19 protein-coding genes, 1 tRNA gene and 1 riboswitch are annotated in these 22,182 nt (G+C 73.0%); of the genes, 15 read left to right on the forward strand and 5 right to left on the reverse strand.

What is annotated here, in order from left to right:
* Positions 1-30 precede the first annotated feature (30 nt).
* Positions 31-1,092: an iron-containing alcohol dehydrogenase family protein gene (locus ACWDD9_RS00325; RefSeq protein ID WP_049649808.1), complete on the reverse strand. Its 1,062-nt coding sequence runs from the start codon at positions 1,090-1,092 to the stop codon at positions 31-33.
* Positions 1,080-1,835: a phosphocholine cytidylyltransferase family protein gene (locus ACWDD9_RS00330; RefSeq protein WP_049649809.1), complete on the reverse strand. Its 756-nt coding sequence runs from the start codon at positions 1,833-1,835 to the stop codon at positions 1,080-1,082. Before ACWDD9_RS00330 ends, ACWDD9_RS00325 begins: the two co-directional genes overlap by 13 nt.
* Before the next feature lie 589 nt (positions 1,836-2,424).
* On the opposite strand from ACWDD9_RS00330, the gene idi reads away from it, so the two are divergent.
* The gene (idi, locus tag ACWDD9_RS00335) at positions 2,425-3,078 is read left to right on the forward strand and encodes an isopentenyl-diphosphate Delta-isomerase (RefSeq protein ID WP_079272473.1); all 654 of its coding nucleotides are present in this window, start codon (positions 2,425-2,427) and stop codon (positions 3,076-3,078) included.
* A 126-nt stretch (positions 3,079-3,204) separates the two neighbouring features.
* On the opposite strand, the gene ACWDD9_RS00340 is transcribed toward idi, so the two are convergent.
* Positions 3,205-3,723: an ATP-binding protein gene (locus tag ACWDD9_RS00340; RefSeq protein WP_449810379.1), complete on the reverse strand. Its 519-nt coding sequence runs from the start codon at positions 3,721-3,723 to the stop codon at positions 3,205-3,207.
* 393 nt (positions 3,724-4,116) lie between these two features.
* Between ACWDD9_RS00340 and ACWDD9_RS00345 the strand changes: the two genes are divergently transcribed.
* The 4 genes from ACWDD9_RS00345 to ACWDD9_RS00360 all read left to right on the forward strand — a co-directional run bounded on the left by ACWDD9_RS00345 (position 4,117) and on the right by ACWDD9_RS00360 (position 8,502).
* Positions 4,117-4,201, forward strand: a tRNA-Leu gene (locus ACWDD9_RS00345).
* A 316-nt stretch (positions 4,202-4,517) separates the two neighbouring features.
* A complete protein-coding gene (locus ACWDD9_RS00350) occupies positions 4,518-6,155 on the forward strand; it encodes an APC family permease (protein WP_117492546.1) in 1,638 nt (545 codons plus the stop codon).
* Positions 6,156-6,502: 347 nt separating this feature from the next.
* Entirely contained in the window at positions 6,503-6,967 is a 465-nt protein-coding gene (locus ACWDD9_RS00355) for a DUF6624 domain-containing protein (protein WP_449810597.1), read from the forward strand.
* A 107-nt stretch (positions 6,968-7,074) separates the two neighbouring features.
* A complete protein-coding gene (locus ACWDD9_RS00360) occupies positions 7,075-8,502 on the forward strand; it encodes an aldehyde dehydrogenase family protein (RefSeq protein ID WP_049649811.1) in 1,428 nt (475 codons plus the stop codon).
* A gap of 132 nt (positions 8,503-8,634) precedes the next feature.
* Here the strand turns inward: ACWDD9_RS00360 and ACWDD9_RS00365 are convergent, their stop codons facing one another.
* On the reverse strand, positions 8,635-10,092 hold the full coding sequence (locus tag ACWDD9_RS00365; RefSeq protein ID WP_449810380.1) for a glycine hydroxymethyltransferase: 1,458 nt from the start codon (positions 10,090-10,092) through the stop codon (positions 8,635-8,637).
* 19 nt (positions 10,093-10,111) lie between these two features.
* Positions 10,112-10,208: riboswitch (ZMP/ZTP riboswitch) on the reverse strand.
* Positions 10,209-10,512: 304 nt separating this feature from the next.
* Between ACWDD9_RS00365 and ACWDD9_RS00370 the strand changes: the two genes are divergently transcribed.
* The 5 genes from ACWDD9_RS00370 to ACWDD9_RS00390 all read left to right on the forward strand — a co-directional run bounded on the left by ACWDD9_RS00370 (position 10,513) and on the right by ACWDD9_RS00390 (position 16,912).
* Positions 10,513-11,493 (forward strand): ABC transporter permease, encoded by a 981-nt coding sequence (locus ACWDD9_RS00370; protein ID WP_049649813.1) that lies wholly within the window; start codon positions 10,513-10,515, stop codon positions 11,491-11,493.
* A gap of 117 nt (positions 11,494-11,610) precedes the next feature.
* A complete protein-coding gene (locus ACWDD9_RS00375; RefSeq protein ID WP_449810381.1) occupies positions 11,611-13,368 on the forward strand; it encodes an ABC transporter substrate-binding protein in 1,758 nt (585 codons plus the stop codon).
* A 121-nt stretch (positions 13,369-13,489) separates the two neighbouring features.
* Positions 13,490-14,482, forward strand: a complete 993-nt coding sequence (locus ACWDD9_RS00380) for an ABC transporter permease (RefSeq protein WP_049649815.1) — start codon at positions 13,490-13,492, stop codon at positions 14,480-14,482.
* Positions 14,483-14,496: 14 nt separating this feature from the next.
* On the forward strand, positions 14,497-16,212 hold the full coding sequence (locus tag ACWDD9_RS00385; protein WP_449810382.1) for a dipeptide ABC transporter ATP-binding protein: 1,716 nt from the start codon (positions 14,497-14,499) through the stop codon (positions 16,210-16,212).
* A gap of 136 nt (positions 16,213-16,348) precedes the next feature.
* Positions 16,349-16,912, forward strand: coding sequence for an EF-hand domain-containing protein (locus tag ACWDD9_RS00390; protein WP_049649817.1), 564 nt, complete (start codon positions 16,349-16,351; stop codon positions 16,910-16,912).
* Positions 16,913-16,999: 87 nt separating this feature from the next.
* Here the strand turns inward: ACWDD9_RS00390 and ACWDD9_RS00395 are convergent, their stop codons facing one another.
* Entirely contained in the window at positions 17,000-18,112 is a 1,113-nt protein-coding gene (locus tag ACWDD9_RS00395) for an EamA family transporter (protein WP_449810383.1), read from the reverse strand.
* 132 nt (positions 18,113-18,244) lie between these two features.
* On the opposite strand from ACWDD9_RS00395, the gene ACWDD9_RS00400 reads away from it, so the two are divergent.
* The 5 genes from ACWDD9_RS00400 (at position 18,245) to ACWDD9_RS00420 (ending at position 22,086) form a co-directional block, all read left to right on the forward strand.
* Complete coding sequence (locus ACWDD9_RS00400) at positions 18,245-18,688, forward strand: gamma-glutamylcyclotransferase family protein (RefSeq protein WP_079272471.1); 444 nt, start codon at positions 18,245-18,247, stop codon at positions 18,686-18,688.
* Positions 18,689-18,749: 61 nt separating this feature from the next.
* A complete protein-coding gene (cbiE, locus tag ACWDD9_RS00405; RefSeq protein ID WP_449810384.1) occupies positions 18,750-20,036 on the forward strand; it encodes a precorrin-6y C5,15-methyltransferase (decarboxylating) subunit CbiE in 1,287 nt (428 codons plus the stop codon).
* Positions 20,033-20,794, forward strand: coding sequence for a precorrin-4 C(11)-methyltransferase (gene cobM, locus ACWDD9_RS00410; RefSeq protein ID WP_074004354.1), 762 nt, complete (start codon positions 20,033-20,035; stop codon positions 20,792-20,794). Before cbiE ends, cobM begins: the two co-directional genes overlap by 4 nt.
* Complete coding sequence (locus ACWDD9_RS00415) at positions 20,794-21,531, forward strand: cobalt-precorrin-6A reductase (protein ID WP_049649819.1); 738 nt, start codon at positions 20,794-20,796, stop codon at positions 21,529-21,531. Before cobM ends, ACWDD9_RS00415 begins: the two co-directional genes overlap by 1 nt.
* Positions 21,532-21,582: 51 nt before the next feature.
* Positions 21,583-22,086, forward strand: coding sequence for a DinB family protein (locus tag ACWDD9_RS00420; protein ID WP_449810385.1), 504 nt, complete (start codon positions 21,583-21,585; stop codon positions 22,084-22,086).
* The last annotated feature ends 96 nt before the right edge of the window (positions 22,087-22,182 follow it).

Here is a 22,182-nt window from a genome sequence, read left to right on the forward strand (position 1 = left end):
GGGGGCCGTTCGGCGCCCGCGGTGGAGGGGTCAGCTGTTGACGGCTTGGACATAGTCGGCGTACGCGTCCCTGATTGCGGAAGGGGAGAGGTCGAGGTGTTCGAGGATGGTGAAGCGCCCCGGTCGGGTGTTCGGAGCGTAGTGCACCGCTTCGGTGAACTCCGCCTCGGTGAAGCCGATCTGAGCCGCGGTCACCGGCAGTCCGTGGCTCGCCAGGCGCTCCACGATCAGGCCGGTCAGCTCGCGCTCGCCCCGCAGGAAGCTGGCGAAGGCGGCGCCGAGGCCGACCTGCTCGCCGTGCTGGGCGGACCGCTTGGGATACAGCACGTCCAGGGCATGCGAGATCTCGTGGCAGGCACCCGACGAGGGCCGGGTGCTGCCCGCGATGTTCATCGCGATGCCGGACAGTACCAGGGCCTCGGCGAGCGCCGTCAGGAGGTCCTGGTCCTGGGTGCTCCCCGGGTGCCGCAGCAGGTTCTCGCCCGCCGAGCGGGCCATCGCCACGGCCAGACCGTCCACCGGCTCGCCGGTCACCGCGTGCGACAGCTCCCAGTCCGCGCACGCGGAGATGTTGGAGACGACGTCGCCCACGCCGGCCGCCACGAAGCGCTGCGGGGCCTGCCGGATCACGTCCAGGTCGACCACGATGCCGATCGGGCTGGGCACCCCGTAGGAGCCGCGGCCGGCGTCGTTGTCCAGGGTGGAGACCGGCGAGCAGATGCCGTCGTGGGCCAGGTTGGTGGCGACCGCGACCAGCGGCAGGCCGACCCGGGCCGCGGCGTACTTGGCGGCGTCGATGATCTTGCCGCCGCCGAGGCCGACCATCGCGTCGTAGTGGCCGCCGCGCATCGCCTCGGCCAGCCGCACCGCGCTGTCCAGGCTGCCGTCGTCCACGTTGTACCAGTCGGCGCCGGGCAGGGCCGGCTCCAGGCGGCGGCGCATGGCCGAGCCGGAGCCGTTGCTGATCGCGACCGCGATCCGGCCCGAGGCCGACAGCCGCTGGTCCGCGAGGATGCCGCCGAGCGCGTCCAGCGCGCCCGGGCGGATCTCGACGAACAGCGGCGACGGGACCAGTCGGGTCAGTACCGGCACGCGATCTCCCGCGCCTTCGCCAGGTCGTCGTGGTTGTCGACCTCGACCCAGGAGACCTCGCCGATCGGCTGGACGTCGATCCGCAGGCCGCGGTTCACCATCTCCTGGTAGCCGTCCTCGTAGTACAGCTGCGGGTCGCGCTCGTAGGTGGCGCGCAGCGCGTCGGTCAGGTCGGCGGCGGCGGACGGGTTGATCACCGTGAGGCCGATGTACTCACCGCTCGCCTCGGCCGGCTCCATCAGCTTGGTGATCCGGCGCATGCCGGTGGCCGGGTCTACGACGACCTTCATCTCCTCGTCGGCGAGCTTCTTCACCGTGTCGAGGGCGAGCAGGATGCCGGGGGCGGCGCCGGCGTCGGTCAGGCGCCGGTTGCCCTCCAGCATGGTGCGCTGGACGGAGGCCGGGTGGACGGTGTCGCCGTTGGCGAGCAGCAGGCCCTCGGCGAACAGGTCTCGGGCGCACCAGAGCGAGTAGGCGTTGTTCCACTCCTCGGCCTTGTCGTTCTCGACGAGGTGGAGCTTGACGCCGTACTTGCTCTCCAGGGCGTCCTTGCGGTCGTACACCGCCTCCTTGCGGTAGCCGACGACGATCGCGGCATCGCGCAGACCGACCTCGGCGAAGTTGCCGAGCGTGAGGTCCAGGACGGTCCGTTCCCCGTCGACCGGCACCAGCGCCTTGGGCAGGGTGTCGGTGTACGGGCGCAGCCGGCGGCCGGCGCCGGCTGCCAGAACGAGGCCGATCATGCGGGTCTCCTGATCCGTCGTGCTGTGCGCGGGGCCGTGCCGGGGGCGGCGGCGCCACCGGGACCCCCGGTCCGGTGTTCGACCGGGCCGGGCGGCGGCGCGCCGGTGCCGGCACAGATCCGGGCACCGTGTCGTATGTGATGGTAGGCGACCGGGGCCACCGGCCAGAACGCGCCCGCCCTGCCCAGGGGCGGCGGCGGGGCGGCGGAAGGGCGGCCGCCGAGGGCCCGTCGAACGGCCGTCGGGCCGCCCGGGGGCCGCACCGGATCCGCCCGGGCGCCGCCTGCGGGACGGTGCGGGGAGGCCGTGAGGAGGCGCCGGGCCGGTCGAACGGGCTCCGAACGCACGCCGAACGGTTCTGCGAATTCTGTGACTCTTACGAGGGCATCCCGGACCCTTCTCTGGACGGTTTCCGACTCCTCCGGGTCATGATCCGCCCGGTTGTGCGTGGGACCCCTGCCGACCGCCACCCATACGGCAGACTGGATGCCGACGCCGGCGCCGGTGCCCCCGCTGTGTCCGCCGCACTCCGCCCGGTGTGTCGGAGACACCCGATGCTCCCGTTGCTCCCGCTCCCGAAAGAGGCCCCATGCCCCAGAGTCTTCCGACCGATCCCACGCACTTCGCGGCCGAGATCGACACCGGTCTCGACGTGGAGACCGATGTGACGGTCGACCCCCGGGCCACCGGGTCCGCCCCCGTCGGAACCGAGATCCTGCTGGAACTGGTCGACGACGCGGGCGTCACGATCGGCACCGGCGAGAAGCTCTGGGCCCACCAGCAGCCGGGCCGGCTGCACCGGGCCTTCTCGGTCTTCCTGTTCGACCGCCAGGGCCGGCTGCTGCTCCAGCGCCGGGCCCTCGGCAAGTACCACTCCCCCGGCGTCTGGTCGAACACCTGCTGCGGCCACCCGTACCCGGACGAGCCGCCGTTCGTCGCCGCCGCCCGGCGCACCGCCGAGGAGCTGGGTGTCGCACCGGCGCTGCTGTGCGAGGCGGGCACCGTCCGCTACGACCTGCCGGACGAGGCGTCCGGGCTGATCGAGCGGGAGTGGAACCACCTGTTCGTGGGACTGGTCACCGCGCCGGTCGAGCCCGCCCCGGAGGAGGTGGACGACTTCGCCTTCGTGACCGCGCAGGAGCTGCGCGAGCTGCGGGCGGAGCGGCCGTTCTCGGTCTGGTTCGAGACGGTCTTCGAGGCCGCGCTGCCGGGCATCCGGGAGATCGCCGGGCGGGACTGGTAGTCCGCCCGCCCCGGCCGGTGGTCCGCCCGCCCCGGCCGGTGGTCCGCCCGCCCCGGCCGGTGGTCCGGCCGTCCCGACCGGCGGTCCGGAGGTGTCGGCCGTCGGTCCGGCGTCCGGCCCGGCCGGTCAGTGGTCGGGCCCCGGGGGAACGGGCAGCGAGGCCCAGATGACCTTGCCGCCCTCCCCCGTGTCTTCGACGTCGCACACCCCACCGGCCTGCAGGGTGACGCTCTTCACCAGCAGCAGGCCGCGCCCGCCGGTGCGTCCGGTGTCGTTCTCCAGCGCCTTCGGCCGGTACGGGTCCCCGTCCTCGACCGACACCCGCACCCAGGCCCGGCGCAGCGACAGCTCGGTGACCACCTCGGGCGACAGCTCGGCGGCGTGCGTCACCGCGTTGCTCACCAGCTCCGAGACGATCAGCAGCAGGTCGTCCACCAGCTCCTGGTAGCGCACCCCGGTCATGCCCTGGGCCAGCAGGCGGTCGCGCACCGCGTGCCGGGTGAGCGGCACCGAGGCCTCGGTGGCGGGCACCGGGAAGCGCCACACGCCCTCGGCGGGGCCCGCGGAGGCCGTGGCCCCGACCGGGCCCTCCCCCCGCCTGCCGCGTCTCGGTTCGGCCTTCGCCGCTCCGCTGATCTGCTCCACGTCCAGCCGCCCTTCGTCCGCGACCCGGGAATCAGGCGATCCGCTTCATGGCGCCCTCGGTCCACAGAGGCTAGGAGAGCCGTCGCGGCGGGTGCGGCACCGTCGACAAGTTGCCCGTGTCGGACCGCTTCCGGCCGCAACCGACCGCGGGCGGTGCGGGAGTCGACCGGTTCCTTCGCGGACCCCACCGGTTCGGGCCGGATTCGAGCGCGTTCACAGGCCGTACCAACCTGTGCGGGCGGTGCGCCGCGGCCCCGTGACCCCGGAGCGGCCCGACCAGGATGTCGGTCGGCGCGGCCCCGAGGAAGCGCAGGTGAGAAGCACTCCAGAACCCTGGTAATGTTCTCTCTGTCGCCGAGGGGGCGAGGAAAAAGCCCCCGAAGCACACACCCAGTCCGGGTGGCGGAATGGCAGACGCGCTAGCTTGAGGTGCTAGTGCCCTTTATCGGGCGTGGGGGTTCAAGTCCCCCCTCGGACACAGCCGAAATTCCCCGTGGAGGCCGAAAGGCTTCCACGGGGAATTTCGTTTTTCGGGCCGCCCCTTTCCCCCGGGCCGGCCCCGGTCGCCGTCCCTGGCCACCGCCCTCCCTGGCGCTGTGGCGTCCGTCTCCTCGCCGGTCCGCATCGGCCCGGACGCCGGACACGAGATGGCAACAATCGGATGGTTTGAGCTTCCTCTGAGGTTTTCGCCCCTTTTTGGACCTTAGGCTGCTCTCCGTTTGTCCGAAATACCGACGCAAAATCGCAAAAACACCGACACCACCCGATGAACCACGAGCGAGAGGACCGATACGTTGAGTGAGCCCGAATCGTCGACGGCATCACACCAGAACTACCGCCGATCGCTCGGAACGATCAGCCTGACCGCGGTCGGGCTGGGGTCGATCATCGGCTCCGGGTGGCTGTTCGGTGCCGAGCGGGCCGCCAAGCTCGCCGGACCCGCCTCGATCCTCGCCTGGGTGATCGGTGCCGCGGTGGCGCTGACCATCGCGCTCACCTACAGCGAGCTGGGCTCGATGTTCCCCAAGGCCGGCGGCATGGTCCGGTACGGCCAGTACTCGCACGGCTCGCTGGCCGGCTACCTGGCGGCCTGGGCCAACTGGATCGCCATCGTCTCGGTCATCCCGGGTGAGGCCACCGCCTCCGTGCAGTACATGAGCTCCTGGCACTTCGGCTGGGCGCAGGGGTTGTACGACGGCAAGGAGCTGACCCTCAGCGGCGTGGCGCTGGCCAGCGTGCTGCTGCTCGTCTACTTCGCCCTCAACTGGTTCGCGATCACGCTGTTCGCCAAGACCAACACCGCGATCACCGTCTTCAAGGTCGTCGTCCCGACGGTGACCGCCGGTGCGCTGCTCTTCGCGCACTTCGACTCGGCGCACTTCACCGACCACGGCGGCTTCGCGCCGAACGGCTGGAGCTCGGTGTTCACCGCCGTCGCGGTCTCCGGCATCGTCTGGGCCTTCAACGGCTTCCAGTCCCCGCTGAACCTGGCCGGCGAGGCCAAGAACCCCGGCAAGTCGCTGCCGAAGGCCGTCATCGGCTCGATCCTGATCGCCCTGGTGATCTACGTCGCGCTCCAGATCGCCTTCCTCGGCGCCATCCCGGGCGGCGACCTGGCGAACGGCTGGAGCAACCTCTCCTACACCTCGCCGCTGGCCGACCTGGCCATCGCCTGGGGCCTCAACTGGCTCGCGATCACGCTCTACGCGGACGCCTTCATCTCCCCCTCCGGCACCGGCATGATCTACGCCGCCACCACCTCGCGCATGATCCACGGCGTGCAGGAGAACGGCCACCTGCCGAAGATCTTCGGCAGGGTCGACGCCAAGACCGGCATCCCGCGCCCGGCGCTGGTGCTCAACCTGGTGGTCGCGTTCATGTTCCTCGCGGTCTTCCGCGGCTGGGGCTCGCTGGCCGAGATCGTCTCGGTGGCCACCGTGATCTCGTACATCACCGGCCCGGTCGCCGTGATGGCGCTGCGCCGCCTGGCCCCCGAACTGCCGCGGCCGGTCCGGCTGCGCGCCATGCCGGTGATCGCCCCGATCGCGATGATCTTCGGCTCGCTGGTGCTCTACTGGGCCCGCTGGCCGCTCACCGGCAAGGTCATCCTGCTGATGGCCGCCGGTCTGCCGATCTGGGCCTGGTACGAGCTGCGCAAGCCGTTCGCCGTGCTGAAGCCGCACCTGAAGGCGGGCGCCTGGATGGTCGCGTACCTGTTCGTGATGGCCGGCGTCTCCTGGGCGGGCAGCGCCGACTTCGGCGGGCACGGCTACCTGCCGGAGGGCTGGGACCTGCTGATCGTCGCCGCGATCGGGCTGGCGTTCTACTACTGGGGCGTCGCCAGCGCCTGGGCCAACCCCTCGCTGGCCGCGGTCCGCGAGGAGATGCTGGCGGCCGAGGGCGCCGAGGCGGCGGAGCCGTCCCGGGTTTGATCCTCGTCACACGGTGAAGGGCCGGTCGGATTCCTCCGACCGGCCCTTCGGCGTCTCTCGCGGGAGTGTGCGTTCCGTCGCCGCGTGCGTGGAGCGCTCCGTTGGCGCGTGCGCGGTGCGCCTCGTTCCCGTGTGCGTGGTGCGCTTCGTTCCCGGTGTGCATCCATTCTGCCGTGGGCGGCACCCCCGGGTCACCGTCTTCGGGGACGATCTTCGTCGCGTTCTCCGCGCCTAGCGTGGTGGCGGGCGGTCCTCGGCAGGAGGGCCCGGCTACAGGGAGCGTCGTCGACGTGACGGAAGCACAGCGGTACGGTCAGGATCCGGTCCTCGCGCGGGAGCTGGTCGCGATGATGGCCGAGGACGGCGCGGCCGCCCGGCTGGCGAACAGCCCCGACCTGGCCGAGCAGGCGGCCTGGCGGCGGCTGACCGCCCAGCACGGGGACCGGCTCGCGGAGATCATGGCGGCGCACGGCTGGCCGACCGAGCACACCGTCGGCCCCGAGGCCGCCCGGGCGGCGTGGCTGGTGGCGCAGCACGCGGACCGGCAGCTCGACGTCCAGCGGCGGGCGGCGGCACTGATGGGCGAGGCCGTCGCCCGGGGTGAGGCGAGCGCCCGCGACCTGGCCTTCCTCCAGGACCGGCTGGCGGTCAACGAGGGCCGGGAGCAGCGCTACGGGACGCAGATCGGCGCGGTGGCCGACGGCCGTCCGGTGCCGTGGCCGTGCGAGGAGCCGGAGCGGCTGGACGAGCGGCGCGCGGAGGTGGGCATCGAGCCGTTCGACGAGTACACCGCGCGGTTCGCTCCGAAGTAACCGTCAGGTCCGCCGGTCGGGATTGACTCTTGCGCGCGGCCGCCCGGGCCGCATTGACTGACCTTCGGCTAGCGCTGCTAGTTGAAGGGCGGACGAGAGGACGATCGGTGCGGCAGTACGCGGAGTACAGCGACCAGTACATCGACGGCGAGTGGCGGCCCTCCGGGGACGCCGGGTCGATCACCGTACTGAATCCGGCGACCGAACAGGTGCTGGCCACCGTGCCGGCCGGCGGCACGACCGACGTCGACACGGCGGTGACGGCGGCCCGCCGGGCGGCCCGCGCCTGGGGCACGACCACCCCCGAGGAGCGGCTGGCGCTGCTGACCCGGCTGCGGGACGGGATCGCCGCCGCGCAGAATGAGATCACCGAGACGGTCGTCGCCGAGCTGGGCTCCCCGGTCGGCTTCGCCGGCGCCGTGCACGCCGGGCTGCCGCTCGCCGTGGCGACCTCCTACCTGACCCTGCTCGCCGAGCACCCCTTCGAGGAGCGGATCGGCAACTCGGTGGTGCACGCCGAGCCGGCCGGGGTGGTCGCGGCGATCACGCCGTGGAACTACCCGCTGCACCAGATCGTCGCCAAGACCGTCCCGGCCCTGGCGGCCGGCTGCCCGGTGGTCCTCAAGCCGGCCGAGGACACCCCGCTGGTGGCCCGGCTGTTCGCCCGGCTGGTGCACGCGGCCGGGTTCCCGGCGGGCGTCTTCAACCTGGTGACCGGCACCGGGGCGGTGGCGGGTGCGGCGCTCGTCGGGCACCGGGACGTGGACCTGGTCTCGTTCACCGGTTCCACCGCCGTCGGCCGGCAGGTCGCCGAGACGGCCGGCCGGGGGCTGAAGCGGGTCTCCCTGGAGCTGGGCGGCAAGTCGGCCAACGTGGTGCTGCCCGGCGCCGACCTGGCCCGGGCGGTCAAGGCGAACGTCGCCAACGTCTTCGCCAACTCGGGCCAGACCTGCAACGCGCTGACCCGCCTGCTGGTGCACGAGGACCAGTACGAGGAGGCGGTCGCCCGGGCCGAGGAGGTCGCCGCCCGGTACCGGCCGGGCGACCCGACCGACCCGCAGACCCGGATCGGCCCGCTGGTCAACGCCAGGCAGCTGGCCCAGGTGCGCGGCTACATCGACGGCGCGCTGGCCGAGGGCGCCCGGCTGGTCGTCGGCGGCTCGGAGCCGGTCACCGAACCCGCCACCGGCTACTACGTCCGCCCGACCGTGCTCGCCGACGTGACCCCGGAGATGACGGTGGCCCAGGAGGAGGTCTTCGGCCCGGTCCTGGCGATCCTCAGCTACCGCGACGAGGACCACGCCGCCGAACTCGCCAACGGCACCCCGTACGGTCTGGCCGGCGGCGTCTGGGCCCGCGACACCGACACCGCCGCCGCCTTCGCCCGCCGCCTCGACACCGGCCAGGTGGACCTCAACGGCGGCCGTTTCAACCCGCTCGCGCCCTTCGGCGGCTACAAGAGCTCCGGCCTCGGCCGGGAGCTGGGCCGGCACGGGCTGGAGGAGTTCCTGCAGTACAAGTCCCTGCAGTACTAGCGGACCCGGAGCACGGGGCGGGGGCCGACGGACGGCTGACGGCTGACGGCTGACGGCTGACGGCTGACAACTTTCAGCGAACAGATGACAGATGACAGATTTCGAAATCTGTCATCTGTTCGCCGTTCGCCGTCAGACCAGGTCGACGCCCGGGTAGAGCGGGTACGGGGCGAGCAGGTCGGCGGCGCGCTTGGCGGTGGCGTCGCGGAGGGCTGCGTCCAGGGTGTACGCGGCCTTGGACGGGGAGCCCTTGGCCGTGGTGGCGGGGGCGGTGGCGCGCAGGACGGTGTGGATCAGGTCGGCGATCTCGTCCATCTCGGCGGTGCCGAGGCCGCGGGTGGTGAGGGCCGGGGTGCCGAGGCGGACGCCCGAGGTGTACCAGGCGCCGTTCGGGTCCTGCGGGACGGAGTTGCGGTTGGTGACGATGCCCGAGTCGAGCAGCGCCGCCTCCGCCTGGCGGCCGGTCAGGCCGTAGCCGGAGACGTCGGCGAGGACCAGGTGGTTGTCGGTGCCGCCGGTGACCAGCTTTCCGCCGCGGCGCAGCAGGCCCTCGGCGAGCGCCCGGGCGTTGGCGACGACGGCGCGGGCGTAGGCCTGGAACTCGGGGCGGCGGGCCTCGGCGAGGGCGACCGCCTTGGCGGCCATCACGTGGGAGAGCGGGCCGCCGAGCACCAGCGGGCAGCCGCGGTCGACGTGCTCGGCCAGTTCGGACTGGCACAGCACCATGCCGCCGCGCGGGCCGCGCAGGGACTTGTGGGTGGTGGTGGTGACGATGTGGGCGTGCGGGACCGGGTCGTGGTCGCCGGTCAGCACCTTGCCCGCGACCAGGCCGGCGAAGTGCGCCATGTCGACCATGAGGGTCGCGCCGACCTCGTCCGCGATCTCGCGCATCCGGCGGAAGTCCACCAGCCGCGGGTAGGCGGAGTAGCCGGCCACGATGATCAGCGGGCGGAACTCGCGGGCGGTCTCGCGCAGCGCGTCGTAGTCGATCAGGCCGGTGGCCGGGTCGGTGCCGTAGCTGCGCTGCTCGAACATCTTGCCCGAGATGTTGGGCCGGAAGCCGTGGGTGAGGTGGCCGCCGGTGTCCAGGGACATGCCGAGCATCCGCTGGTTGCCGAGCTCCTGGCGCAGCCGCGCCCAGTCCTCCTCGGTGAGGTCGTTGACGTTGCGCACCGCGGCGCGCTCCAGCGCCGGGCTCTCGACCCGCTGGGAGAGGACGGCCCAGAACGCGGTGAGGTTGGCGTCGATGCCGGAGTGCGGCTGGACGTAGGCGTGGTCGGCGCCGAACAGCTCACGGGCGTGCTCGGCGGCGATGCCCTCGACGGTGTCGACGTTGCGGCAGCCCGCGTAGAAGCGGCGGCCGACGGTGCCCTCGGCGTACTTGTCGCTGAGCCAGTTGCCCATCGTGAGCAGGACGGCTGGGGAGGCGTAGTTCTCGCTGGCGATGAGCTTGAGCGAGCCGCGCTGGTCCGCCAGCTCCTGTCCGATCGCGGCGGCGATCCGCGGTTCGACGCCGGCGACCACGTCGAGGGCGCTGCGGAAGGCGGTGTCGGCCGCGGCGGAGGCGGCGGTGTGGGGCTGCTGGGCCATGGCGGTCTCCTGGTGGGGATGCGGGGGCCCAGGCGCTCGGCAAGTTCACGTGAGGATTCACGGGGCCGCTTCCCGATGGTTGATTCCATCCCTACGCGCCAGTTGCGGCCCACCGGGATCGTACCAACACCGGAGGGACTGTGGCGGAGGTCTCAGAATGCGGAACGGGCAGTCCGCTTCGGCATGGTATGTCCGTTCTTTTGCAACGCGAGTGTTTCAGCGAAATGAAGCCGCCACATTTCCCGAAACAGTTCGAAAGGAATGACCCGAACGTCCGCCAAAGGTGATTTGCGGAACCTCGGACGCATCCGATCAAATGGCGCTCGAACAGCCGCCGGGAAACCCCCGGAGGCCGTACCGGAAATACACACCAGCGCACCCTCACCCATGGGGCGGCGGAGAATTCGGGGGTTACGCCTCATGGCAGTGGTCGACACCGTCCCAGGCACCGCGGCCGGGCCCGTGCCCGCCGCCGACCCCGGCCCGCTCCGCCGGATCCTGCGGGACCGGGTCGGCGCCTCCGCTCTGGCGGTGGTGGTGCTGTTCCTGCTGCTCGCCCTCGGCGCCCCGCTGGTCGCCGCGCTCTACGGGAAGAACCCGGTCGACCACTACGGCCAGAACGCTCCGGGCCTGCTCAGCGACAGCGGCCTGCCGATGCTGCCGAACGGCGGCATCTCCGGGGACTTCTGGTTCGGCCTGGAGCCCGGCCTCGGCCGGGACGTGTTCACCCAGCTGCTGTACGGCATCCGCACCTCGCTGCTGATCGCCTTCGCGGCCGCCGTGGTGACCACCACGCTGGGCGTGCTGGTCGGCGTCGCGGTCGGCTACCTCGGCGGGATCACCGACCGGTTGTTCGGATTCCTCGCCAATGTGCTGCTGGCCTTTCCCACGCTGCTCCTACTGCTCGCGCTCAGCCCGGTGATCCAGTCCCGGCTGGTCGACCCGGGCACCGCGGAACCGGAGTGGATGCAGTTCCTGGTGCTGATCCTGGTTTTCTCGGCGTTCGGCTGGATTCCGCTCGCGCTTTCCCTGCGGGCCACCGTCCGCTCGCTCCGGGAAAGGGATTTCGTGCAGTCCGCACGGGCCCAGGGCGCGAGCCGATTCCATGTCGTCGTCCACGAACTCCTGCCGAATGTGCGCTCGCAGCTGCTGGTGCACGCCACCATGGCGGTGCCGACCTTCGTCGCCTCCGAGGCCGCGCTGTCCTTCCTCGGCGTCGGCGTCACCGAGCCGGTCCCGGACTGGGGGCGGATGATCGCGCGCGGCTCCGAGGTCTTCCAGGCCGACCCCACCTACATGGTGTTCCCCGGCGTGGCGCTGCTGCTGTTCGTCATCGCCTTCAACCTGCTCGGCGACGCCGTCCGGGACGCGCTGGACCCGCGCGCCGGCACCGCCCGCTGAGGCCCCTCGGCCCTCCCGAGGCCCCTTCTTCTCGCCGCTCCCAAGACCCTTCACCCCCCTCCCCACCATCACCCGAGCCCGTCCCGGCACGACCGCCGGGGCAAGGAGAGATTCGCCATGCGCTGGACCAGACCGTCCCTCGCCGTCATCGCCACCGCCCTGCTGGCGACCTCCTGCTCGGCCGGCGCGGGCAGCACCACCGGCTCCGGCGGCGCCGGGGCCTCCGCCAAGGAGACCTCCCCGCTGACCGCCGTGCTCGGCAGCGAGCAGGAGAGCGCCGGCCCCGCCCCGGCCGCCCCGGGCGCCCGTGCGGGCGGCACCGTGAACGTGTACAACAGCGTCGAGTTCCGCCACCTCGACCCGCAGAAGGTCTACGCGGGTGCCGCCTACAACGCCTCGCTGCTCTGGGGCCGCCAGCTGACCCAGTACCAGGTCGTGGACGGCAAGGCCAAGCTGGTCGGCGACCTGGCCACCGACACCGGCACCCCGGCCGACGGCGGGCGCACCTGGACGTACAAGCTCAAGCAGGGCGTCGCCTGGGAGGACGGGCAGCCGATCACCGCCCAGGACGTCAAGTACGGCATCGAGCGCACCTTCGGCAAGGGCTACGAGGTCGGCCCGCCGTACTGGCCGCAGTGGCTCACGGGCGAGGCCAGCTACGAGGCGGCGCGCACCAAGTACGCGGGCCCGCAGGCCGGCGACCTCGACGCGATCGAGACGCCGGACGAGCGCACCCTCGTCTTCCACTTCCCGCAGCCGCAGGCCGACGTCCCGTACATGGCCGCGCAGTCCTCCTCCTCCCCGGTGCGCCGGGACAAGGACACCGGGACGGACTACGACCGCCTGCCGTTCGCGACCGGCCCGTACAAGATCGTCGAGCACGTCCAGAACACCCGCATGGTGCTGGAGCGCAACCCGGCCTGGAAGCCCGAGACGGACCCGATCCGCAGCCAGTACCCGGAGAAGTTCGTCTTCACGTACGGCAAGGAGGCGCTCAACCTCAACCAGGAGATCCTCTCCGGGCGGGACGGCGGCGCCAACGCCACCACCGCGGCCGACACCCTCTCCGCCGAGCTGTACCAGACCACCGACACCGACCCGAAGGCCAAGGAGCTGGTGGTCTCCGGCCGGCAGGGCGCCTTCGTCACCCAGCTGATGATCAACAACCAGCGGGTGTCGGACGTCGAGGTCCGCAAGGCGCTGCACCTGGCCTACCCGCGCCAGCAGGCCCGCCAGGTCCAGGGCGGCGCCCGGACCGGCGAACTGGCCACCACGCTCAGCTCGCCCGCGCTGATCGACTGGCAGAAGTACGACCTCTACCCGGTCAAGCCCGAGGGCGACCCGGAGGCCGCCAAGGCCCAGCTCGCCAAGGCCAAGCAGGCGCCCGGCAGCCTGACCTACGCGTACCGGAACACCCCGACCGGGCAGCGCGTCGCCCAGGTGCTGGTCGAGGGCTTCGGCAAGGCGGGCATCACCGTCGTGCCCAAGCCGATCGACCCCAAGGCCTTCCTCGACGAGGTGCACCGCGACGGCGCCCCGTACGACCTGTTCGAGGAGACCAGCTCGGTCGACTGGCCGACCCCGTCCACCCTGATCCCGTTCTCCTTCGACGGCCGGGCCGGCAGCGACATCAACTCCGCGCTCTACCGCAACCCGGAGGTCGACAAGGAGATCGACCGGATCAACCAGATCGGCGAGCCGCGCGCCAAGGCCAAGGAGCTGTACGCGCTGGAGCAGACCGTGATGAAGGACGTGCCGGTGCTGCCGTTCGCCTACCCGACGGTCAACCAGCTGCGCGGCAGCAACGTCGGCGGGGCGTTCATCCACCCGATCTACGGGACCGTCTCGCTGGCCTGGCTGTACCTGAAGTCCTGAGCCGACCGGGGCCCGCTCCCGCCGCCCGTGCGCGGTGGCGGTGGCGGGCCCCAGTTCCGCCTCAGCCCCGTACACGTCCGTTTCGCACGCCTCCCCCCGTCACGTCGACCCCGGATCGGCCATGCTCTCCTTCGTCCTGCGGCGGACCGCCCAGGCCCTCGCGGTCCTGGTCGCGGTCTCCGCCGCCGCCTTCGCCCTCTTCTACGCCGCGCCCGCCGACCCGGCCCGCGCCGCCTGCGGCCCGCGCTGCGACAGCGGGCAGGTCGCGGCGGTGCGCCAGAGCATGGGCCTGGACCAGCCGCTGCTCACCCAGTACACCGACTACCTGGCCGGGGTCGTCGCCGGGCGGGACATCGGCGACGTGGACGGCTCGACCATCCACTGCGACGCCCCCTGCCTCGGCTACTCCTACCGGCTGCACCAGCCGGTCAGCGAGGCCCTCGCCGACCACCTGCCGGTCACCCTCTCGCTGACCGCCGGGGCGCTCGCCGTCCTGCTGGTGTTCGGCCTCGGCACCGGGTTCGTCTCCGCGCTGCGGCACGGGCGGCGGACCGACCGGCTGCTGTCCGGCTTCACCCTGGTCGGCGCCAGCCTGCAGATCTACTTCCTCGGGTACGTCGCACAGTGGCTGCTGGTCTACTCCACCGGGCTGCTGCCGCTGCCCTCCTACACCCCGCCGGCCGACGACCTGGCCGCCTGGGCGGGCGGGATGCTGCTCCCCTGGTTCGTCCTCGGCTTCGTCAACTCCGCGGTGTTCGCCCGGCTTTCGCGCTCGCAGCTGCTGGAGACGATGAACGAGGAGTACGTCCGCACGGCCCGCGGCAAGGGCCTGGGACGGCTGCGCGCCCACCTCAAGTACACCTCGCGCGGCGCCGCCGGACCGCTGGTGCAGCTGATCGGGCTGGAGGCCGGGGTGCTGCTCGGCGGAGCCGTGATCACCGAGACGGTGTTCGGGCTGAACGGGGTCGGGCGATTCGCCGCCGAGGCCGTCGCCGGGCAGGACCTGCCCGCCGTGGTCGGCGCGGTGCTGCTGGCCGCCTGCTTCATGGTGCTGTTCGTCGCGCTGGCCGACCTCGCGGTCGCCTGGCTCGACCCGCGTGTCCGGCTGAACTGATGGGGAGCCCTTCGATGAATTCCACTGTTCCGGGGGCCGGCGTGCGGACCGCAGAGGTGGAGAGCACGGCGGCGGAGACCGTCGGGCCGGTGCTGAGCGTCCGCGATCTGACCGTCTCCTTCGCCGACCCGCGCGGCGGTGCGCCGGTGACCGCCGTCCAGGGCCTCTCCTTCGACCTCGCCCCGGGTGAAGTCCTGGGCCTGGTCGGTGAGTCGGGCTCCGGCAAGTCGACCGTCGGGCTCGCCGTCCTCGGCCTGCACGACCCGCGCACCACCACCGTCACCGGCTCGATCCGGCTCGACGGGCAGGAGGTCGTCGGCACCGGGGAGTCCGCGCTGCGCGGGGTGCGGGGCGGAAAGGCGGCGCTGGTCTTCCAGGACGCGCTCACCTCGCTCAGCCCCTTCCACGGCGTGGGCGCCCAGCTCGCCGAGATGTACCGGCTGCACCACCCGGGCACGGGCCGGGCCGAGGCGGGCCGGCGGGCGGCCGAGATGCTCGACCGGGTCGGCATCCCGACGGCCCGGACGCGCGACTACCCGCACCAGTTCTCCGGCGGCATGCGCCAGCGCGTGATGATCGCGATGGCGCTGATGAACGACCCCCGGCTGCTCATCGCGGACGAGCCGACCACCGCCCTGGACGCCCGCGTCCAGCGGCAGGTCCTCGACCTGCTCGGCGAGTTGCAGCGCGAGCACGGGACGGCGGTGCTGCTGGTCAGCCACGACCTGGGCGTGGTCGCCGGGACGACGGACCGCACGCTGGTGCTGCGCGGCGGGGTCGAGGTCGAATCCGCGCCGACCGCCGAACTGCTGGCCGCACCGCGCGAGCCGTACACCCGGGCGCTGGTGGGCGCGGCGCTCCGGCTGGACTCGGTGCCGGGCACCGCCCTGCCGACGGTCGACGAGCCGGCCCCGTCGCGGACGTTCCGGCCGCGGACCGTCGAGCGCCCCGAGCGGTGGCTGGTCGAGGTGGACGACCTGTCCGTGCGCTTCCCCGGACGCCGGCGCTTCCCCGGCCTGCGGGCCGAACCGGTCCGGGCGGTCGAGGGCGTCGGCCTGCGGATCGCGCCCGGCGAGACGCTCGGGCTGGTCGGCGAGTCCGGCTCCGGCAAGTCCACCACCTCACGGGTCCTGGCCGGGCTGCAACGCCCCACCGGCGGAAGGGTGCTGTACGACGGCCAGGACGTCACCCGACCGGACCGGGAGCTGCGGAAGCGGCTCAGCCGGGAGATCCAGCTGGTCTTCCAGGACCCGTACGCCTCCCTCAACCCGCGCCGGACCGTCGCCCAGACCCTGGACACCCCGCTGCGCCTGCACACCCCGCTGGACCAGGCCGAACGGCGGGAGCGCTCCGCCGAGTTGCTGGAGCAGGTCGGCCTGGAGGCCCGGCACCTGGACCGCTACCCGCACGAGTTCTCCGGCGGGCAGCGCCAGCGGATCGGCATCGCCCGCGCGCTGGCCCCGCAGCCGCGCCTGATCATCGCCGACGAGCCGGTCTCCGCGCTCGACGTGTCGGTGCAGGCCCAGGTGCTCAACCTGCTGATGGAGCTGCGCGAACGGCTCGGTGTCGCCTTCCTGTTCGTCTCCCACGACCTCGCGGTGGTCCGGCACTTCTGCGACCGGGTGGCGGTGATGCACCGGGGCCGACTGGTCGAGTCCACCGACCGGGACCAGCTGTTCGCGGCGCCGCACACCGAGTACACGAGGGAACTGCTGGCGGCGGTGCACTGAGGTGACCGATGATCATCGAGGCCCGGCGGGTGAAGCAGCAGGTCGTTCGGCTGCGCCGGTCCGGTTCGAGGCGCTAGCGTGCAGGCCATGTGACGTAGGAGACCCGGGCAAGGAATCACCAATCGAGGGGGCACTTTTGTCGGACGACCTGCTCATCGCAAAGATCAATCACGGCTTCGATCACCTCGACGCCGACGGCGACGGGCTGCTGACCGAGCGGGACCACGTCCTGATGGGCCTCTCGGTGGCCCGCTCGCTCGGCCACCAGGAGGGCTCCGAGGCGGAGGCCGTGATAGTCCGGGCCTACCTGACGACCTGGCACGACCTGCACCTCGCCCGGCTGCCCGCCGGCACCGAGGCGATCACCCGGCAGCAGTTCGTCGCCTCGACCGGCTCGCTCGCCGACGACCCGGAGGCCGCCCAGGAGATCCTCGGCGCGCTCGCCGGGGCCTTCCTCTCCGTCGCCGACGCCGACCGCAGCGGGACGGTGGACGCCGGCGAGTTCTTCGTCTTCCAGCGCGGCCACTTCGCCGGCCTGTCCCGCGACGACGCCGACGAGGCCTTCCGCCACCTCGACACCGACGGCGACGGCGTGCTCTCCGCGGCCGAGTTCACCAACGCGATCGTCGAGTTCTGGACCAGCCGCGACCCGGACGCGCCCGGCAACTGGTGGACGGGCAAACCGCCGTACGCCTTCTGAGCCGTACGTCCTCGGTGGTCCGCCCCCGCGAGCCGGAAACGCGGGGGCGGACCACCGAGGACGTCTTCGGGCGTGCGGACGTCGTGCTCAGCTACGGGCGGACGGCCCCTTCACCGACCTGGACGGATCGACCGGATCGGCCGTTTCCGCCGGACGGGCTCGGCTCCCGGCGCTCGATGAGCGGCCCGGACGCCGGCTGACGCTCACCACCAGGCAGACGCCCGCCACCACGATCGCGCCGCCCGCGAGGGTCGGGCCGGTCAGCGGCTCGGCCAGGATCAGCCAGCCCAGCAGCACCGCGACCACCGGGTTCACGTACGCGTACGTGGCCACCAGGGTCAGCGGGGCGGAGCGCAGCAGCCAGGCGTACGCGGTGAAGGCGAGCAGCGAGCCGAACACCACCAGGTAGGCGAGGGCCAGCCAGGACCGGCCGGAGACCGCCCCGAGGTCCACCCCGTGCTGCTCGCCGCGGCCCACTCCGACCAGCAGGTCGCCGAGGCCGCCGGCCAGCATCTGGTAGGCGCTCGCGGCGAGCACGTTGCCGGGCATCGGGATCTTCTTGCTCACGAAGGAGCCGGTCGCCCAGAGCAGGGTGGCGCCGATGATCAGGATCACGCCGCCCGGCTCGATCGACCCGCCGATCGCGGGGGCCGACAGGACTCCGAGGCCGACCAGTCCGAGCAGCACCCCGGCCAGCTCGGCGGGCTTCGGGCGATCGCCGCCGAACGCCGTCAGCACCACCATCCACAGCGGGACCGCGGCCACCAGCAGGGCCGCCAGGCCGGAGGGGACGGAGGTCTCGCCCAGGACCACCAGCCCGTTGCCGCCGGTCAGCAGCAGTAGCCCGACCAGGGCGGAGGAGGCCAGCTGGCGCCGGGTCACCTTCAGACCGGCCGGGCCCTGGCGCACCAGGAGGTAGCCGGCCAGCAGCAGGCCGGCGGTGAGGAAGCGGGCGCTGGCGGAGAGGAAGGAGGGCATCGTCTCGACCGCGACCCGGATCGCCAGGTAGGTCGATCCCCAGACGATGTAGACCACGAGGAGGGCCAGCCAGACCGCGCCGCCGAGGCGGGGGACGGGGCTCGCCCCGGCCTTGGCCCCGGCCTCGGTCCTGGCTTCGGCTCCGGCCTTGGTGGTGGCGGGGGTGTCGGGGGCTGAGCCGGGGGTCGCGGCCGGTTGGGAGGGTGAAGCGGGCGGTGTCATGTGTGTCCCCCTTGGACGGTACTGGCCGAACATCCGACATGACAGCGCATGGACGGCCCGGTGCGCCAGTCGGTATCAGGAACCGGACCGCGGGACGTACCGTGAACGCTCCCCAGCGAGGAGGTCGAACCCGTGTCCGCATCCGAGGAGGCCCTGCCGTTCTTCGTGTACGGCACCCTGCGCAGCGGCGGCCGCAATCATGCCGTCCACCTGGCCGGGCGCTGCGCCGACGTCCGCCCGGCCGTGCTGGAGGGCGCCGCGCTGCACGAGGGCCCCGGCTTCCCGTACGCGGTGCCGGACCCGGCGCCCGGACGTCGGATCGTGGGTGAGCTCGTCACCGTACGCCCTGGCGCGTACGCCGGAGCCCTGGAGGCCCTGGACCGGCTGGAGGAGTGCCGGGCCGACGGGACCGGGCTGTACGTCCGGCGGCGGATGACGGTGCGGACCGCGACGGGCGAGCCGCGGGCGGCCTGGGTCTACCTCGCCGGGCCGAGGGCCGAGGCGCGCTTGCGGGAGCGGCCGGCGCTGATCGAGTCGGGGGACTGGGGAGCCGGTGGGGGACAGACCGCCAGGTAGGCTGCCCCGGCCAGTCAGATTTCCCACTCATTGGCCCATTCGAACGACGAGGAGCCACCCGGTGCCCGAGCTGCCACCCCCGATCACCGTCGTCGGGATCGGGGCCGACGGCTGGCCCGGCCTCGCCGTCGGCTCCCGGGCCGTGCTGCGGGAGGCCGAGGTCGTCGTCGGCGGCCCCCGCCAGCTGGACCTGCTCCCCCGCGACGAGGTCGCCGCCGAGCGCGTCCCCTGGCCGTCCCCGCTGCGCCCCGCCGTCCCCGGGCTGCTCGCCGCCCACGCCGGCCGCCGCACCGCCGTCCTGGCCAGCGGCGACCCGATGTTCTACGGCATCGGCCGCACCCTCGCCGAGACCGTCGGCGCCGAGCGCCTGCGCGTCCTGCCGCACCCCTCCTCCGTCTCCTACGCCTGCGCCCGGCTCGGCTGGCCGCTGGAGGCCACCGAGGTCGTCAGCCTGGTCGGCCGACCGCTGGACACCCTCTCCCTCGCCCTCCACCCCGGCCGCCGCCTGCTGGTGCTCAGCGCCGACTCCGCCACCCCGGCCGCCGTCGCCGGACTGCTCACCGCCCGCGGCTACGGCACCGCCCGCCTGCGGGTCCTCGAACAGCTCGGCGCCCCGGCCGAACGCCACCTGGACGGCCCCGCCGACGGCTGGCCGCACCCGCCCGGCGACCCGCTGAACGTCATCGCCGTCGACCTCGGCGACGGCCCCCGCACCTCCCTCGTCCCCGGCCTGCCCGACACCGCGTACGAGAGCGACGGCCAGCTCACCAAGCGCCACGTCCGCGCCGCGACCCTCGCCACGCTCGCCCCCTCCCCCGGCGAACTGCTCTGGGACGTCGGCGGCGGCTCCGGCTCGATCGCCATCGAGTGGCTGCGCGCCCACCGCGACTGCCGGGCCGTCAGCGTCGAACGCGACCCGGTGCGGGCCGAGCGGATCGCCCGCAACGCCGCCGCACTCGGCGTGCCCCGGCTCCGGGTGGCGACCGGACCCGCCCCCGCCGCGCTCGCCGGACTCCCCGCCCCCGACGCCGTGTTCATCGGCGGCGGCCTCACCGCGCCCGGCCTGCTGGAGAGTTGCTGGGCCGCGCTGCGCCCCGGCGGCCGGATCGTCGCCAACACCGTGACGCTGGAGTCCGAGGCGCTGCTCACCGAGTGGTACCGGCGCCACGGCGGGGAGCTCGTCAAGCTCGCCGTCGCCCACGCCGTCCCCGTGGGCGGCTTCACCGGCTGGCGGCAGGCCATGCCGGTCACCCAGTGGTCCGCCGTCAAGCCCGACGCCCGTGCCGCCGAGGACCGCACCGCCGAAGCCCGCACGTCCGACAACCCCCTTCAGGAGAACGCCTCGTGACCGTCCACTTCATCGGAGCCGGCCCGGGCGCCGCCGACCTGATCACCCTGCGCGGCCAGCGCATCCTGGCCCGCGCCGAGGTCTGCCTGTACGCGGGCAGCCTCGTCCCGCGCGAACTGCTGGACGAGTGCCCGCCCGGCGCCCGGCTGATCGACACCGCGCAGCTCAACCTGGACCAGATCACCGCCGAGCTGGTCGCCGCGCACGAGGCCGGCCAGGACGTGGCCCGGCTGCACTCCGGCGACCCGTCCGTCTTCTCCGCCGTCGCCGAGCAGATGCGCCGCCTGGACGCGGCCGGCGTGCCCTACGAGGTGGTCCCCGGCGTGCCCGCCTTCGCCGCCGCCGCGGCCGCGCTGAAGCGGGAGCTGACCGTCCCGACCGTCGGCCAGACCGTCATCCTCACCCGGATCGCCAAGCGCGCCACCCCGATGCCCGAGGGCGAGGACCTCGCCACCCTCGGCCGCAGCGGCGCCCTGCTGGTGCTGCACCTGGCCGCCGGGTACGTGGACGACGTGGTCGAGCAGCTGCTCCCGCACTACGGCGCCGACTGCCCGGTCGCCGTCGTCGCGATGGCCAGCCGCCCCGACGAGCTGGTGCTGCGCGGCACCGTCGGCGACATCGCCGAACAGGTCAAGGCCGCGGGCGTGGTCCGCACCGCCGTCATCATCGTCGGCCGCACCCTGGCCGCCGAGCAGTTCCGCGACAGCCACCTCTACTCGGCGGACCGCGAGCGCCCGCACGAGCCCTGCGGGGCGTGATGCGACACGTCCTGGTCCTCGGCGGGACCACCGAGGGGCGGACGCTGGCCGCCGAACTCGCCCCCACCGCCCTCCGGGTCACCAGCTCGCTGGCCGGCCGGGTCGCCCGACCCCGGCTGCCCGCCGGGGAGGTGCGGATCGGCGGCTTCGGCGGACCGGAGGGCCTGGCCGACTGGCTGCGCACGGAACGCGTGGACGCGGTGGTGGACGCCACCCACCCGTTCGCCGCCGGCATCTCGCACAACGCCGCCCTCGCGGCCGCCGCCACCGGCGTCCCCCTGCTGGTGCTGCGCCGCCCCGGCTTCACCCGCGTCGACGGGGACCACTGGCTCCCCGCCCCCTCGCTCGCCGCGGCCGCCGAACTGCTGCCCCGGCGCGGGGAACGGGTCTTCCTCACCATCGGCCGGCAGGGCGTCGCCGCCTTCGCCCACCTCGACGGCGTCCACTTCCTCGCCCGCTCGGTGGACCCGCCCGAGCCCCCGCTGCCGCCCTCGTTCGAAGTCCTGCTGGACCGCGGCCCGTTCACGATCGAGGGCGAGGAGGCGCTGCTGCGCGGGCACGACATCGACGTCCTGGTCACCAAGGACAGCGGCGGCGCCGCGACCGCCCCCAAACTGACCGCCGCCCGCGGACTGGGCCTGCCCGTCATCATCGTGGAGCGCCCACCCGTACCCGAAGGCGTCCCCGTCGCACCCGACGTCCCGGGCGCACTGCGCTGGCTGGAGCACCTGGGCTAGGAGCGGGGAAATTGGGCGGCGGGCCCGTCGGATGGCGGGCAGGATGGCCCGATGACCGATGATCAGCGCACGCAGACCCCCCGCACCGCCGACGAACGCGCCACACTGGCAGGCTTCCTGGACTACCAGCGCGACACCCTCGCAATGAAGTGCGAGGGCCTCAGCACGGAGCAGCTCCGCGCCCGCGTGCTGGAGCCGTCCGGGCTCTCCCTGCTCGGGCTGGTCCGCCACCTCGCCGAGGTGGAGCGCAGCTGGTTCCGCAACGTCCTCAACAAGGAGGACGCGCGCGGCTTCTGGGCGCACCCCGACGGCTCCTTCGCCGAGTTCGACGCCGAGACCGCCGACCCCGACGAGGCCTTCGCGATCTGGCGCCGCGAGTGCGACCACGCCAGGGAACTCGTGGCCGCCGCGGAGTCGTTGGACGTCCTGGGCCACTACGGCGAGGAGGTCTTCTCGCTGCGCTGGATCCTCACCCACATGATCGAGGAGTACGCCCGCCACAACGGCCACGCCGACCTCCTCCGCGAACACCTCGACGGCACCACCGGCGAGTAACGCCGCAGGGCACCGGACAGCGCCGGGCACTCGGAGGGAACACGTCGTCCGGGCACTGGACAACCCGGTGTTCGTGGAGTACCTGAACACCGGGTT

The sequence above is a fragment of the Kitasatospora sp. NPDC001119 genome (assembly GCF_053598475.1).